Annotated in this window: 14 protein-coding genes and 1 pseudogene; 2 read left to right on the top strand and 13 right to left on the bottom strand. The window is 36.4% G+C overall.

From position 1 onward, the window contains the following. The 5 genes from H560_RS0102380 to H560_RS0102360 all read right to left on the bottom strand — a co-directional run. Nucleotides 1-931: protein-disulfide reductase DsbD domain-containing protein (locus H560_RS0102380; RefSeq protein ID WP_034752055.1), on the bottom strand; the 931-nt coding region annotated here is incomplete at its 3' end. Between the two features lie 70 nt (nt 932-1001). Next, nucleotides 1002-1748, bottom strand: coding sequence for a T9SS type A sorting domain-containing protein (locus H560_RS0102375; protein ID WP_081413907.1), 747 nt, complete (start codon nt 1746-1748; stop codon nt 1002-1004). 64 nt (nt 1749-1812) lie between these two features. Then, a complete protein-coding gene (locus tag H560_RS0102370) occupies nt 1813-3681 on the bottom strand; it encodes a T9SS-dependent choice-of-anchor J family protein (protein WP_027378556.1) in 1869 nt (622 codons plus the stop codon). Between the two features lie 27 nt (nt 3682-3708). Next, nucleotides 3709-4335, bottom strand: a complete 627-nt coding sequence (locus tag H560_RS0102365; RefSeq protein WP_027378555.1) for an Omp28-related outer membrane protein — start codon at nt 4333-4335, stop codon at nt 3709-3711. A gap of 141 nt (nt 4336-4476) precedes the next feature. After that, nucleotides 4477-4767 carry a hypothetical protein gene (locus tag H560_RS0102360; RefSeq protein WP_155844935.1) on the bottom strand — a complete coding sequence of 97 codons (291 nt, stop codon included), beginning with the start codon at nt 4765-4767 and terminating at the stop codon, nt 4477-4479. Between the two features lie 204 nt (nt 4768-4971). Here H560_RS0102360 and H560_RS0102355 point away from each other — a divergent pair, with 204 nt between their 5' ends. Then, a complete protein-coding gene (locus H560_RS0102355) occupies nt 4972-5454 on the top strand; it encodes a TlpA family protein disulfide reductase (RefSeq protein ID WP_027378553.1) in 483 nt (160 codons plus the stop codon). An 11-nt stretch (nt 5455-5465) separates the two neighbouring features. Continuing rightward, nucleotides 5466-7118 carry a DUF6029 family protein gene (locus H560_RS0102350; protein WP_027378552.1) on the top strand — a complete coding sequence of 551 codons (1653 nt, stop codon included), beginning with the start codon at nt 5466-5468 and terminating at the stop codon, nt 7116-7118. Nucleotides 7119-7239: 121 nt separating this feature from the next. On the opposite strand, the gene H560_RS22880 is transcribed toward H560_RS0102350, so the two are convergent. The 8 genes and pseudogenes from H560_RS22880 to H560_RS23725 form a co-directional block, all read right to left on the bottom strand. After that, nucleotides 7240-7389 carry a hypothetical protein gene (locus H560_RS22880; protein ID WP_155844934.1) on the bottom strand — a complete coding sequence of 50 codons (150 nt, stop codon included), beginning with the start codon at nt 7387-7389 and terminating at the stop codon, nt 7240-7242. Nucleotides 7390-8039: 650 nt separating this feature from the next. Then, nucleotides 8040-9362, bottom strand: coding sequence for a gluconate:H+ symporter (locus tag H560_RS0102340; protein WP_027378551.1), 1323 nt, complete (start codon nt 9360-9362; stop codon nt 8040-8042). A gap of 14 nt (nt 9363-9376) precedes the next feature. Then, on the bottom strand, nt 9377-10885 hold the full coding sequence (locus H560_RS0102335) for a gluconokinase (protein WP_034752054.1): 1509 nt from the start codon (nt 10883-10885) through the stop codon (nt 9377-9379). A 189-nt stretch (nt 10886-11074) separates the two neighbouring features. Beyond that, complete coding sequence (locus H560_RS0102330) at nt 11075-11620, bottom strand: hypothetical protein (RefSeq protein WP_027378549.1); 546 nt, start codon at nt 11618-11620, stop codon at nt 11075-11077. A gap of 386 nt (nt 11621-12006) precedes the next feature. Continuing rightward, entirely contained in the window at nt 12007-13647 is a 1641-nt protein-coding gene (locus H560_RS0102325) for an FAD-dependent oxidoreductase (protein WP_027378548.1), read from the bottom strand. Between the two features lie 544 nt (nt 13648-14191). After that, nucleotides 14192-15055, bottom strand: coding sequence for an SDR family oxidoreductase (locus H560_RS0102320; protein WP_027378547.1), 864 nt, complete (start codon nt 15053-15055; stop codon nt 14192-14194). A 77-nt stretch (nt 15056-15132) separates the two neighbouring features. After that, a complete protein-coding gene (locus tag H560_RS0102315) occupies nt 15133-15702 on the bottom strand; it encodes a Crp/Fnr family transcriptional regulator (RefSeq protein WP_027378546.1) in 570 nt (189 codons plus the stop codon). 247 nt (nt 15703-15949) lie between these two features. Next, nucleotides 15950-16082, bottom strand: a pseudogene (locus H560_RS23725) (site-specific integrase); the annotation flags it as partial. Nucleotides 16083-16821 lie beyond the last annotated feature (739 nt).

Genomic DNA, 16821 nt, shown 5'->3' with positions numbered 1-16821 from the left:
TCAGCCATACGCTGGTGGAAATTTCATTAAAAATATTCCCTGCAATTCCATCAATAATATGGAAAGGAATACTCAGCAGCACAAAAATTAAAAGGATAAAAAATCCATAAATGAGCGCATCTCTTTTTCCTTTTGCCTTGTTTTTATTCCCTTTTGTAAAGAAGGAAACGGTAAGGGGAATCATCGGGAAAACGCACGGGGTAAGCAGTGCAATTAATCCTCCGATGAATCCAAGGAATAAATAAGTCCAATAATTTTCATCCACTTTGGCTGCTGCAGTTCCGCAGTCAGTCAGTGGTTTCTGGAAATTGATGGATTCTATTTTTAATTGTTTTGGGTCAAGCTTTGAGGCTGCTGTGGCTGTATTTTCTGTTTTTACCTGATTTACAGCTCTTGTTTCAGCTGCTGCAGGACTGGCTGCGGAATCTTTTGCAGGTTCTGTTTTTTCATCGGCTGGAGTTTCTTCTGTGCCTTTTGGAGTTACCTGCTTGTTGAATTCCAGGGTGTTTGGAGCCAGGCAAACCCTGTCGTCGCAGGTCTGGTAAGTGATTTCAGCAACCACATCTCCTGGTTTTGCTGCGTCCTTCAGCTTAAATTTCTGCTTAAATCCTGCCGAATTGGAGTAATAAATAATCTTACCCCCGAAAGCTTCAGAGAATTCTTCATGTTTTTTACCAACTTCGGTGAATTTCCCAATCAGTTCGATATTTTTCCCGGAAACTTTATATTCTGTAGGAATTCCGGTATCTTCAGGAAGGTCTTTGGAGTAGATATGCCATCCGTTTTCCATGGTGGTATTCAGCACTGCTTCGTACTGATTATTTCCTAAATCGTTGATTGTAAATTTAAATTTTACAGGATTTTTGATTTGTGCATTAATTCCTGCTCCTAAAAACAACAGAACTAATAAAAACCAGCTTTTAAATTTCATTTTACTTTAATTAAAATTTTGAGAATTTACCCAATGAATTTATTCCTTTGTAAATCTCAAATAACCAAAATTATTTTTTAGTAATCTTCTTTACCATAGTTTTCCCCTGGAAATTTTTAAGTGTCACAATATAGTTTCCGGTACTTAAGCTGGATACATTTATTTCCTCGCTTCCTTTTTTAAGGTTTCCTGCTAATAAAGAGCGGCCTTCCATGTTATGCAAAGTATATGAAACATTTTCCCTGGACGTGACCTGCAGACTGCTGTTTACAAGAGTTGTAGGAATGCTTGCGAAGGCATCTTTATTATTTTGTAATTCATTTACGCCCAAAACTGCATTGGGATCGTACCTGTAAGTAATGGTAACGGGTGTACCATATTCTGTATTACCGTTATTTACCAGATAGTACTTTATAACATAATCAATAGGAAATGTACCGCTTCCCGGATTGGAATTCCACATATTGTAGCCCGTAGACGGCGTTTCTGAATTGGCTGCAATAGTAATCGGCGAACTTGAATTTGACGGGTATACTGCATTTAAAGCTACCGAAGGCAGACAGGTGCTCAGATAGCAGAACTGGAAGCTGCTTCCCGTAGCATTCTGAATGCTCATGATTTTAATCCTCACCTTAATAGGTGAAGCAGATGTATTTTTGATCTTATAATGCAGGGTTGCAATATTTTCATCTGTTGTATTGTAAGTGAATACCTGCCCGTCTGCAATCGGGGTGCCGTCATCTTTTGCCAAAGCAATCTGGGCCTGGCTCCATGAAGACATCAATGAACATAATAATAAGAAACTAATTTTTTTCATAGGTTTAAATATTTAAAAATCAGGAAAACCCAAAAAGATTTGAGCTTCCCTGATGTAGGTTGTGTTACTTTATGATTAATTTTTGAGTTTTAGGCTTTGAATTTTTCTCTTTAATAGAGACAATATAATTTCCTTTAGCTAATCCCTGAACAGAAACTGCCGTATCCGGAGAAACATTGGATTTTTCTAAAACAAGTCTTCCAGAAGCATCATAAAACGCAAGGTCCACACTATGATTTGCCTGTACTTTAATGTAGTCTGCAGCCGGATTAGGATAGATTGTAAGATAGTTTTCATTGGTTTTAATATCAGATGTACCTAAAGTTCCCAATACAAAAGAACGTGCATTTACCACCTCACCGGTAGTTGCATCCAGCAGAAGCAATACAGCTTTTAGCTTGCTGGTGTTATATCCTGAAGGAATTGTAGCTGTGAACGTATAGCTTGCAACCTGCCCGTCTGTAATAGTGGCAGGTACTGATCCTGCCTGACCGCTATAACCTCCCAAGAGCATTCTTGCTACGTGATCATACTGCATTTGTGAAGCAGGAACCGGATTGGGCAAGCTTTCAAAACCTCCCATCGGGCCATTTCCTCCACCTGCATAATAATTAGTTTGGCCATAACCACTGGCAGTACCAGTAACATCATCTTCCATCAAGACAACAGCAAGCCTAAAATTAGCATTATTAAAGAATGTTCTGAATGTTGCTGATGCATTAAATGTAAGTGAATTCCCTGCTAAGGTACCCGAAGCATTAAGCTCAGCAGGAACTACAAGGTTTTTTCTTGCATTAACCTTAGAAACCATATTGTTGGTATCTACACTTTCACCTAAAAGTACTCTGTCTACATTCATTCCAGGGAAACCGCTTATATCTGCTCCGTTATCATACTCTGCAACTACCATAGGGTCACCATTATGCACCGCAATTCCTACAAAATTATCATGATAGTTGGTCTCCATATAGTTCATGGCTACTGTACCTCTCGGGCACCATCCACACCATGTTCCTGTACCTTCTTCTATCAGCACTTTTTTAGGAGAATTCTGGCTTACAGTTTTGAATTTTGTACTAAGGCTGTTATCTGCCGGGGTTATATCTGGCGCACCATTTACCTGTGTGATGGTCGCATTTATATTTTTCTCTACAACTGACGGGTAGTTTACAGAAATAGAATGATTTATAATCCCTTCCTGTCCAGATGCTATAGGAGTAGATAAAGGAATTGTAGCAATATGATCTGTAGTTCCGTCATTCCAGTTCATAGTGATATTATTAAGTGTTTCAGAACCATTATTTTTTACGGTTGCTTTAAGGGTATAATCAGTATTAATTAGTCCGTATTTATCTAAAGATATTTTTTTAAGGGCTACATCCTTAGCTGCAATAGTTTTTACTTCAATATTATCTACAATTAAATAATATTGATCGTAGCAGTCATAATGCCTGAATGAGATATAGACCTGCTGTCCGATATAAGGGGTAAGATCAATAACTCTATTCTGATACCCACCTATTGCAACTGTTTCTGTGAAAACAGGAGTAGAAGTTACAATTGCTCCTGAGCTGTTAGTAGTAGTAACATAAACGGAATATTTTTCAGCAGGATAATTACTGTTTGTTGCCAAGTCATACTTTAAAGAAACAGTGGATGCAGTTACAGTTCCTAAGTTGATTAACGGTGATGTAATAAGGTTATTAGGTGTTACCGGAGTATTATTGATGTAAGAATATGAAATCAAAGATCCTTTACCTAAATTAGAATTTAGACTTGAAGCATTTATAGTACTCCACTGATAAGTATCTCCATCCAAATCTGTACTTGTCCATCCGTTAAGGCCGGCTGTATTGAAATTCTGACTATAGTAAGTCTGTGCATGATGTACTCCAAATATAAGAATACTCAAAAGAAATAAAATCTTTTTCATTTGTTTAATTTTAATTGTTAAAATAATTTATAAAAATTCATAATTGTTACCAGTTCCTATTTTTTCTTCCCTTACGTTTAATACGCCCCCACTTCCATCCAGTATCATCACGATTACTTTCAGATTACCTGCATTAAAGCCTGCCGGAATATTGTATTGGAAAGATTTTGTGTATTCATTTGAAATCACTGTTTGTGAATCCGGAATAGGATCTCCGGTTACAGAACCTGTTAGTTTATTCCTAAGAACATTATGATGGGTGTAATTATAAATGGTGCTCGCCCCGCCATAAAGTGCTCCGATATAATTCTTTTGGTTATGGACCAAACCATCTTCAACAATGAAGGCCGCAATTTTAAGATTATTAAGATTTTCAGTGAAGAAAGTTTTTGTTTCAATATTTACCGTGTTTCCGGAAACAGTGGAGTTCATTTTTATCCCTATTCTGCTGTAAGCTTTTAGCTGACTGAGTGGCAGAGACATGTCTGTGTAATTGGAATCGTACGGCCAAAGGACATTACGGTTTATAAACATACCTGGCCATTCTGAAATGTTTTTTAAAACTTCCAATTCTGTGCTTGTGGAATTTGCCCAGGGATCAGTAGTTCCTTCCGGTCCGTGAATGCCTATGAAAACGTAGTCTTCCGTTTGCAAAGATAAATTATCATGCCTTGCCAGCGCTATTGTACAGTAGCCGCACCATGTTCCTGTGAAATCTTCATATAAGATTCTATGCTTAAACGCAACTCCCTCATTTACAACTACATTTACAGCGATAGGATTTATCGGTAATTATTATAAGTAGCTTTTACACCTATATGTTCCCTTTTGCTGGGGAGTGTACGTATTTCCGGATATAAGCTGGTCATTAACATATATTTTACTTTCAGAGGTTACATCATTGCTAAGATTATCCTTCACCTTAAAAGTGAATGTTTTTCCCAGTAGTTTTTCATTCCCACCTTCGGAAGCGATAGATAGATAAGTCACTGTTGTGTTCCCTTCATCACTTTCGTTTCCCCTACAGCAAAGGAGGAACGAAAGCATAAAAATCACACTACAAAGAAATAATAAGCTTTTTTTCATGTTCGTATAAAATTTTTAATTGAAATTTCGATTTGTTAATATTTATTAAATTCAAATAAATCAAATGGTTAAAAAATAACTTTTTATTATTGTGAAAAAACTAATATAAGCCACTAATAATTATATATAATATTGCAAATATATATTTTTATTTAATATTTAATAACAAATTGTATGTATATTTGAAAAATAAAATTTTACGTGATGAAAATAATATTATCAGTAGCACTGCTGTTATCTCTTAACTTTTATTCTTCTCAGCAGTTGCCTAATGTTTCTCTGAGCAATCTGACCGGAGAAAAATTAAATGTTTCAAAAATTGAATCTTCAGAACCCGTAGTAATGAGCTTTTGGGCCACATGGTGCTTACCCTGCATGGAAGAACTTAACACCATTAATGACAAGTATGATGACTGGAAAAAAGAAACCAAATTTAAAATGTATGCAATATCTACAGATGATGCGCGTACTACTTCCAAAGTAAAAACCGTAGTAAAAAGCAAAGGATGGTCTTATGACATATTGCTGGATCCTAACCAATCATTAAAAAGAGCATTAAATATCAACAGTATTCCATACACAGTTCTGGTTCATAAAGGAAAAATTGTTTATTCTCACGTGGGATATTCTGCAGGAGATGAAGAAGAACTGATTTCGAAAATTAAAGAATGTAACAGAAATAATTGATTTTTTTCCTAATGCAGAATAAATTAACTACCGTAATCCTGTTACTTTCCAGTGTTAAAATATTTTCCCAGCTTACCGTTAATCTGGAATCCAATTCCCAGTATTATATTGATGATAAAAAAGTAAAGCTTACCGAAAAAGAAGCGGCTCAAAGATTCAGATCAAATAACTATCTGAATGCCAGCTATAAAATAAAAGATTTCACTTTTGGGGCCCAGCTGGAAGCTTATGAGCCAGAAGCTCTCCTGAACTATAATCCTGCTTTCAAAAAAACAAACCTGGGCACTTATTATATTAATTATTCTAATGAAAAATCCGGGATAGATGCAACTGTAGGACATTTTTATGAACAATTCGGAAGCGGACTGGCCCTGCGTCTTTGGGAAGATAAGCAGCTTGGAATTGCAAATTCTCTTTTAGGAGGAAGAATAAAATATACAGATCCCTACCAGATTGTCACATTAAAAGGCCTTTTTGGAAAACAAAGATCCGGATTTGGCTTAACGGACGGACTTATTGGAGGATTAGATGCTGAAGTAAGGTTGGATTCCCTTATGAAAATGAAAAAACTGAGGTCAAGTGTCGGCTTTAGCTATGTCAGTAAAAATGAGGATAACAAAACAAACATACTGTACCCTAAAAATGTAAGTGTTTATGGCAGCCGGATAAAGCTGGAATATTCAAAATTTGCCCTGGAATTTGAATATCTCTACAAAACCAAAGATAATATAAAGCAGGTAACTACATTAGATCCTAATAATATCTTTTCGGGGAATGCTTATTATTTGAATCTTTCCTATGCCACCAATAATTTTGGAATTATTGCGAATTTCAGAAGGCTGGAAAATTTCAATCTCTACTCACAAAGAGACCAGATCGGAAATATTTATAACAATGCAATCCTGAACTATGTTCCTGCCCTTACTAAACAGTTTGACTACAGCTTAGCCAACATATACGTTTACCAGGCTCAACCCCAACTTACCTTCCTTTCACAAAAAAAGGCAGGAGAAATAGGTTCCCAGTTTGATATTTTCTATAAAATAAAAAAAGGAACTCTTCTGGGAGGAAAATACGGAACGGATCTAACGTTGAATATTTCTAATTGGTACGGACTGAAAGGCAAATACCGCTCATATATCAATGACGAAAATGATTATGAAACCGAATTCTTAAAATTAGGCGAAAAATACTATTCTGATCAAAGTTTAGATATCAGAACACGCCTGAAAGAGAACTGGAAAGTTGCATTGGTTCTCATAAACCAGTATTACAATACGTATCGAACTGAAGAAACAACAGGCCAGGTGAAAGCCCAGACTGTAGTCCTGGATAATATTTATAAATTCAGTAAAAGCTCTGTAAAACTGGAACTACAGCACCAGTGGGCAGATGGCTATCACGGCAACTGGCTCGCAGGTCTGGCAGAATATAACTTTAAGAAACACTGGTCTATATTTATAAATGATCTTTATAACTACGGTAATCCTGAAAAAGAAAAACAAATTCATTATTATACCGGAGGATTAGTTTTCAGAAAAAACAGCACAAGAATTCAGGCTTCTTATGGCAGACAGCGAGGAGGACTTCTGTGTGTAGGCGGTGTATGCAGGTTTGTACCTGAAAGTGCCGGTTTTTCCCTGGGTATAAGCGCTAATTATTAATACAATTTTTATATTATTTTTATCATACCTGGTTTTACATAATCTGGTATGATTATTCAAAAAAAGTCTTTAAACATGATCGTTTAAAGACTTTTTTTGAATTTATTTTTCTAAAATTATTTTAATAGTATGAACAAATAAATACTTCTTCATCCATTTCAGATTGAGTAAGAATCTTATTTGTTTTTCTTAAACCTAAATGATGTAAAGTGGCTTCAACAATGATTACAGCTCCGTCTACAATGCTTAGTATCAATCTCAGGAATCTCATTAAGACAAATATAAAGAATATTTATTTACAACATTACTATAAATAGATGGTATTATTACAATGATAGATTTTACTGTCTATATCTAAAAATTATTTGAAATAAATAAAATAATGTTGTTAGGATTTTGCTGATGATTGTATTAACATTCCTATAAAAGACTTAATAACAGAGCCTATTTCAAATGCTCATGTTTTATTCTTTGGATAAGAAATTTCTGCTTCTCATTTTTTAATCCGTAATAAGTTGTCATATTATTTTCTGTCACAGAAATAGAGATTCAGTTTGAGTTGGCAAGATTTTAAAATGGTTGTAATCTTATTTATAAACTCTTCAATTCGTGTCATTTTTATGTTTTTATTGTTTTTTGTCTTCCGCTAACTTTTATCTTTGCGCTTTCCAGTGGTGCAACTTCCATTTCTTCGAGAAGAATTACTCAAGACAAGATAATTCCTTTTATACACGTTATCTATACTACCATACATAGCTCTGTGCTGTCAATATAAGCTGTTTTCATTTATTACTATTTCTCATTTCGCGAATTAATGTCTTATTCAGAGTCGTATACCCTAAGCCAATTCGCGAATTAAAGATTGAAAAGATCAGTATCCAGATTCAATTTTAATCCGTCGGCAATAGAAACCATTGATTATTAAACTCCCAGCCATTGTAATACTAACACGCCAGCTAATCCAGTAATGGACACTAGGGTTTCCATAAGCGTCCAAGAGCGAAAAGTATCCTTTATACTAACTCCAAAATAAGATTTAAACATCCAAAAACCCGGATCATTAACATGTGAGAACATCAGACTGCCCGCACCAGTTGCCAACACCATTAATTCCGGAGTAACCCCGCCAGACTGTACTATAGGCAGCATAATACCAGCCGCCGTAAGCCCGGCAACACTAGCTGAGCCTATAACCATGCGAATAATCGCTGCGATAGACCACGCAAGTACCAGCGGCGACAGACTGAGATTGTTTGTCAAATTTGCTATATAGCCAGCTACGCCACTATCCACTAGTATCTGCTTGAAAACGCCGGATGCTGCAATAATAAAAAGGATCATAGTTATGCCACGGAAGGCTTCTTCCACACTTTCCGACTGTTGCTTTAAGCTTTTACCTTGCCGAATCCCCATCGTGTACATAGCCAATAGGGATGCAATCATTAAAGCAATAACAGGATCTCCCAGAAACTGTAGGGCTATCAGCCCAAATGAGCCTTCCGGCAATATCAAATAAGAAAAAGAACCCAACGCTATCAGCAATATTGGAAACAGGCCTGTGAACAGACTAATTCCAAACCCGGGAAGTCTTCCTTCATCATCCTGACGTTTTTGAGGAAATAATTCCGGGGGCGGGTTGGTTGCGATGCCTTTAAGCGTTCGTCCAAATAACGGCCCGCCAATAATGATTGCAGGAATTGCCACTACAATACCATAAACCATCGTCAAGCCAATGTCAGCTTTAAAGGAAAGCGCTATGGCCGTAGCTCCAGGATGGGGAGGCAGATAACCATGCGTTACGGACAGCGCTGCTAATAGCGGAATGGCTACATACAGCATAGGCAATCTGTTAGACGCACAAACCATAAAAACAAATGGCACCAATACGATAAATCCAACATTGTAAAATAACGGTATGCCTACTAAAAAGCCCGTAAGCACCATTGCCCACGGTAAATTCTTTTTGCCAAATACGTCTGTCAATACCATTGTAATGCGCTCTGCAGCACCGCCTTCTGTCATCAGTTTTCCAAGAACAGATCCAAAGGCCAACAAAAGTCCCAATTGTCCCATAGTACTACTTGCTCCTGTCTCTACAGATTTAAGGATTTCCACAACGCTCATTTGCATGGCAAAGCCCACGGCTATCGATGTTATAAGCAAGGAAAATACAGTGTTTAGTCTGATTACAGTTACTAAAATGAGCAGCATAACCACTCCAAATATGATAATTAATAAAGGCATAGTGATTGATATAATTAAAACTCGTCTTCCAGCTTATGATAAAGTCGCTGAAATTGTTCAAAATTTCTTAAATAGACCGCATGATTTTCCCCACTTGGCATATAAAATTTTTCAGCATTATCTGTCACATCCGATACCGCCTGTTCTATGATAGGCTGCTTACGCTCAATTCCTAATGCTTCCATACCTATTAGTGCCGCTCCCCATGCAGAGCTTTCTACTGTGTTTTTAATGAAAACAGGCTTGTTAAAAATATCTGCTAACATTTGAACCAGATTCTGAGAACGTGCTAAACCGCCACTTGCATATATTTTGTGAATTGGGCCGGTGTTTTCCTCCAACGCAATTCCCACGCTATAGATTGCGAACAGCATGCCCTCCATCATTGCACGAGCGAAGTGGGCCCTGGTGTGTTGCAACTGTATTCCAAAATAAACGCCTTTTGCATTGGAATTCCAGTGCGGAGCTCGTTCACCAGTTAAATAGGGCAAGAAAATCAATCCTTCTGATCCAGGATCAATGGAATCTATCATTTCGTTTAATAAAGCGGTAACATCATTATCCTGTATTTTTTTGATCGATTCGTTTAAGAAGGTATCTCGAAACCAGTTCCGCAAAACACCCCCATTATTAACAGCTCCTCCAATTATATATTCATTCGGTCTAAGAAGATAGCTAAATAACCGTTGCTTTTTCTCCGGGTTTGGCAGAGGACTGGTTACCCGTATAGCTCCGCTGGTGCCAACAGTTACAGAAGCCACTCCCGGTTCCACAGCCCCAACTCCCAAATTGGCCAGACAACCATCGCTACCGCCAATAACAAATAAGGTACCTTCAGGGATGTGCATAGAGGCTGCGATGTCTGGATCGAGCAATCTTGAAATATGATCAACAGGTACAGGCATCGATAGTTGTTCGGCAGAGATTCCCGCTAAATTCAATGCTAAGTCCGACCATGTTAATTGGCGTATGTCAAATAGTCCCGTAGCCGATGCAATGGAATGGTCAACCAAATAGACACCAAAGAGTCGGTAAAAAAGGAATTCCTTAATGCCAATGAATTTATGGGATTGAACGAACACTTTTTCATCATAGGACCTTATCCATATTAATTTGCAAAGCAAAGACATGGGATGAATGGGCGTTCCAGTCTGTTGATACAATAGTTGTCCTTTTTCATTTGCCTTCAATTCAACAGCTATATCTTCACTTCTCCGGTCAGCCCAAATGATACAATTTGTGAGTGGCTTGCCCAATTTGTCGACAGCTATTAATCCGTGCATGGCACTGCTAACCGAAATACACATAGGTTGCAGCATATTATTAATATCCTGTAACTCAATCATCACACGCGCAACGGAATCAATACAGGCTCTATAAATAACTTCAGGATCCTGTTCGTAATGTCCTTCCAGAGGATTCAGTATAGGATAAGATATACTTTGTGTTGCCAAAACGTTGCCTTCCAGGTCAAATGCAACGGCCTTTGTAGAAGAAGTACCAATGTCTAATCCTATAATCATAATCGTTTTGTGAGGTAGTTGTTTTAAATATACAAAAGTTCTACAATATGTTAACAATCATTTTTTGAGATTATTATTAATTTTAATCTTTAAAATCACCTTTTAAAAAGAACTACATACAAAATCAAAGGCCTCCCGTGGGAAGCCTTCGAAACACCAATCACAAAATATTATATGAAAAAAATTTATTTATAAAGCAGTCGCTGTATAAGTTACTGTTTGTGTATAAGTTCCGGCTGGTTTACCTAAAATATCAGAAGATGATGATTTTGTCGCAGGAATCGTGTAGTCCAAATTCAGTGTTAATGCACTTCCAAGCGGAGCGTTTGATACTAAGGTTTGATCTGCTGCAGATAAAACGACAGGAGTTTTTGTTCCGCCCATTGTTCCGGCAGCTGTAGATGCTTTGATGGTCAAAACATTGACAGGGATTAAGTTGGTTCCATTCATGAAATTAGCTCCTCCTGCTTTTACTTTTACGTTAAAGTTCTTCGTTGAAGTAACTTTCAGAGAGTTGGCTTTGGTAATCGTCTGATCAGAGTTATAATCTGCTGCAGTAACATAGTTAAAGTCAACCGTATTCCCGATTGCTGTACTTCCTGCATCGATAGAGATTACATCGTTCAGAGTAATGTTTACGGTTGTGGTTGCAGTTGTATTTTGAGCCTGAGCATTATTAGTTCCTAATATGATGGCTCCGATAGTTAAGGCTGCGATTGCGATTTGTTTTGTCATGATCGTATTATTTATTTTTATTTTTATTTAATTATTCTCTTTTTGTATACTGCAAATCTACAGCGGCTGTAAAATTTTCTTTGTAGTGGAAAATGGAGGTTCATGTAGTAAAATCACTACACGGTTTATTCATTCGGATTAAATAGAAAAGCCCTCAACACTTTCAAGTGTTGAGGACGTATATAAATTGCTGTTATTTATATTATAAATTACCGTTTGCGTATAATTTTTCTATTATACCAGTGAATTTTTTAAATGTTTATCTTCTCTTGGTTACTCCTAGGTTACCAGTATTTTTATTTAAATAATAAAGAGCGACGTAATTTATAAAGTTTTGCATAAACAATCATAAGAGGAAGAAATTTTCAGCTTTTTTGCATTTGAACTTAATCATTCATTTTTAATTCGGCCAAGTATTGATGAACCTGGCTGATTGCCATAGAACCTTCACCTACTGCAGAGGCTACTCTTTTTACAGAACCTTTCCGAACGTCGCCAACTGCATAAAAGCCAGGAATACTTGTCTCCAGAGATTGTGGTTTTCTTTTTTTATAAATTAAAGAATCAGCCATTTCTGCTTCAGCGACATCCGCACCTGTATAAATAAATCCCCTATCATCCATTGAAACAATTCCGTTCAACCAGTCTGTACAAGGCTTTGCCCCGATAAAAGTGAATAAATTCGAAATTCCTATTACCTTCGTTTTCCCATCTGTATCCAATACCACAGATTCTAAATAATGCGTCCCGTTAAGCTGAATAATATTGCTATTCTTGTGAACAATAATATTCGGGGTTGTATAAATTCTTTGAACCAGATAATCACTCATTTTAGCTCCCAGATCATCACCACGAATAATCACATGAACCTCATGAGCATGATCTGCTAAAAACAACGCAGCCTGCCCCGCAGAATTTCCACCTCCAATCACTCCTGCCAATTCATTTTTACAAGCTGAGGCGTTCATTCCGGTAGCAGAATAAAAAACTCCGCTGCCTTCAAACTTTTCGATGTTATCTACCGGTAATCGTGTGTAATTAGCACCGGTTGCTGCAATGATGGATTTCGCCTTAATATTTTTACCATTTGATACACATAACGTGAAGTAGCTTCCAGTATATTCCACTTTTTCTGCCTTTTGGGGAATAGATATCGTACATCCAAATTTCTGCGCTTGAATGTATGCTTTATTAGCAAGGTCATTTCCAGAAATACCCGTCGGAAAACCCAGATAGTTCTCTATTTTTGAGCTTTTTCCGGCTTGTCCTCCCGGAGCGTTACCATCAATTGTGATGACTGATAATCCTTCCGAGGCTGCATAAACACTTGCGGCTAATCCTGATGGCCCGGCTCCTACAACCAACACATCAAATATTTCGTCTCCAAATTCAATTAATACACCCGTTTGTTTGGCCAATTCTGCAAGAGTGGGCTTCTTCGAAATTTCACCGGTAATATTTACAAGGATCGGTAGATCTTCTGACTGCAAGCTGAAATTCTCTAATAACTGTTGTGCTTCTTCAGATGTATCTGTATCCAGGAACGAATGCCAAATATGGTTTTTCTCCATGAAATCGCGTAAAGCATACGTTTCTTTAGATTTTTCAGAGCCGATCACTTTAATGCCTCCATTAAACTCTTTCAACATAGTTTCCTGTCTTTGAATAAAAGCACTTAAAATGACATCACAGATATCGCTGTGCTTCGATATAATGTCTTTAAGATCAGCAGGAGTTATTTGCAGGACGGTACTGCCTTTTGATGCAAATGCGCTAAATGGTATACTTCTGTCTGATAACATACTATTATCACCCGTAAATTCATTAATCCCATGAGTCGCCAATACCTGATTTTTATTAAGCGGATCTTTTATGGATATTTTTCCTTCTAAAACAACATAAAAATCATATACACTATCACCAGCTTTAAAAACTTCGGTTTCATTCTCAAAGGTTATTACAGTACCAGAATTTTTAAGTACGCTAATCTGTTTTTGGGTCAATATAGGAAATCTTGGGTCAGTCATTGTTTGTATTGCTTTAATTATTGTCAATTAATTTTTGCTTCTGAATTTCTTTATTTATGTTTGCCTTGCCCTCTTACTTGAAAAAGATATAAATTATTTATTATCAATGCATACTCGCGACTACAGAGTTTAGTAGAAAGAACGGATGACAACAAGTAATCACCAAGCTCCTATCTTCCGCGTGGAGAAATGCATCAGGCCAATTTTTAATGATTGTTTGCATATGAGTATTTATACGATTATAAAACAAAATTATAGTAGACATCATAAATTAAAAGATGATATTTGACAACAAAAAAAATAGACAAATATCTACTCGTTAGCTTAAATAATTTTTCTAAGTTTTGACCAAACCCTCTTTGCTGTGCAATAAGATTCTCATTACAACAGAAGCTCTTTGCGTACAAATATATATTAAGTAAAAAAACAATTCAAAATTTAAAATAAGCTCCTATATTGAAGTAAATCATGCTATTATATAACAAAGTTCTTGGACAACCCTATGTCATATAATAGCATGATCACTCAAATTTATAAAACAGATTTAAGCCAGCAGCTCTTCCATTCCAAATGCTTTTAATACATTTGCATATTCAACAGCCACAGCGTTGTTGGCAGCTCTTACAATTTCGCCCGTCGTAGGGTCAGCAACTGTTCTCAGCGGTCTTTGCCCTTTTGGTAAATTGATCAGGTTTACGACTGCATCTGCAACCTCCTGAGGATTAGGGTTCGCCGCTTCAAACATTTTACCAACTGCCCCAAATATTTTATCCGGAATATCAGCGATCTTTTTATAATCATCAGCAACCGATGCGTCCGAGCCAAACTGAACCTTTTGAGACATCTCGGTAGGAAACGAGCCTGGCTGAATAATGGCTACATCAACCCCAAATGGTCGCAATTCATAATGCAGACTTTCGCTTAAACCTTCAAGAGCAAATTTTGATGCACCATACATTGCAAAAAAAGGAGCTGAGAATCTACCCCATCCGCTGGAAACGTTGATAATTAAACCTTCCGATTGTTTACGCATAAAAGGTAATACCAGTTTCATCAGTCTCCACGGAGCAATTACATTGACATCGATCATTCGTTGTAAATCCTCAGAAGTAGCGCTTTCCGCCACACCAAACATTGATATACCAGCATTGTTTACCAGGATATCGATGGTTCCTTCTTTAGCTATAATAGTGTCGATTGCATTTTTTATACTTGTCTGGTCAGTGAGGGCCACATCCAAAACAGTTATATTTTCTACCTCTGCCAGGGCTTTTGCCTTATCTGCATTTTTTCCGTCTGTATCCCTCATAGTAGCATAAACTTTATGCCCTAAAGCTGCAACACTATTGGCGGTAAGCCATCCGAATCCACTATTTGTACCTGTAATTAAAACTACTTTTTTGTCCATTTTTTTATCTTTTAAATTAATAATACAAATTTCGACTTCTCGCAAAAGAAAATGTTTACCAAATGGTAAAAAGTGATTTACCTGATATTTTTTCTTATTCTGCTTAGTGATTGTTGAGTTATTCCCAGGTAAGAAGCCACTTGTGAAAGAGGTATCCGATTGACAAGGTTCGGAAATTTTTCAATGAAAGATAAATAGCGGGTAGTCGCATCTTCCGATACTAGCGGACTCCTTCTTTCAATGGTTTCCAGTAAACATTTTTTATAAATTTTAGAGACAATTGAATCCCACCCAACTATTGTATTGAGAAGATCTTCCCAATCTTTTCTTGAAAAGACAAGCATGGTAGAGTCGGTAACCGCCTGTATGTATTCGGAAGCTACCGAGTGGGTTTCAAACTTTTGATAATCGCTGACAAAATTGTTTTCATCAATAAAGAAATGTGTTATTTCATCGCCATTATTGTTGTAATAGCAAAAACGGAACACCCCCTTAAGAATAAACCCAACCTGCATAGGTATTTTTCCCGCTTCGGAAAAATATTCGTCTTTACGGAGTTCAATCGTTGTAGCTTTGCTTATGATAAGGTCAGTTTGCTGTTTATTCAGAGCACCAAACTGTAAAATATAATCAATAAATTCTTTCATAACTTAAAGATACTTCATATTTTAAGCAAATAATTTAACATATGGTAAAAAATAACTCATAACAAATACAAGAAATTTTTGAGGGCGTTTCTATTTACATTTTATCCCATTTTGCTGATATTTTATTTGTACCAAGGCTAATATGGCATTCATGTCTTCATATTTAAAATCCCAAATACAAAATTTTGTGTGATTCTTTACTAATATATAGATTTGGGAACTACAGATGAAGTTTATTTCTTCGTATGCCCAACATTTTACTTACACTTTCAATTGGAACTCATTAGTCAAAGTAATGGTGGTGGCAAACATTTGTATTGTGATATGAAACATTAAATCTTTATTGATTCCACAGATCTCGCAATTTCTTTGAGGTAAGTTTTCTTTGATTTCTCCTTACCCATTTTTTGTAATTTTCGGAATGGGTCAAGAAATAGGTCATATAAATCGTGATCTATTTTGATTTTTTTATAACTGTCCTAAAATAAAAAAACGCTGTAAACATTGATATTTACAGCGTTTTAGCTCATTTTGGTTTCCCAACTTGCGGAGAGTGAGGGATTTTGTGCCCATTCCTCATCGCTTTATTGATAAGATTTTCGCTGTAGCATCTCTGTGGATGGCCTTAAATAGGACATTTGCAAAAAAATGGTAAAATCCTAATTTAAATTTTACGTAGTAAAACTAAAAATTTCTGCTCAAATCTGCAAGTAAAAAGACCAAAATTTGAACAAGTTTTTAAAGTTCAAATCAAAAATTTAATCCTTCTCTTTCGCCTGAAATTTCTCAACTGAAATATTTCTAAAAGAAAACGAAGAAAAAAATTAAAAAAAAGAAAAAAAGAAAGCCTTTTGAAAATGAGCGTGGCATTCTGTCAAGATTTTTCAGAAAAAGTTTTTGCGTAGATTTTTATACGCAAAAACTTTTTCTGAAAATCCGGAGGACTTGACCTTGACAGAATTTAGCAGTTGGACTGGGAAGCGAATTATCTTTGGCTTCTATTTTTTTATTTTAATTTGTAGTTTTCAATATCATTTCTGTTTGGTTTAAGTTTCAAAAAGGATTTATTCAGAGATTTATGAGGAGTTAATATTTTTTGTGACATGGGTTTGGTTTTTA

Source organism: Chryseobacterium daeguense DSM 19388 (genome assembly GCF_000430825.1).
GTDB lineage: Bacteria > Bacteroidota > Bacteroidia > Flavobacteriales > Weeksellaceae > Chryseobacterium > Chryseobacterium daeguense.
This window is presented reverse-complemented; position numbering and strand designations above follow the sequence as displayed.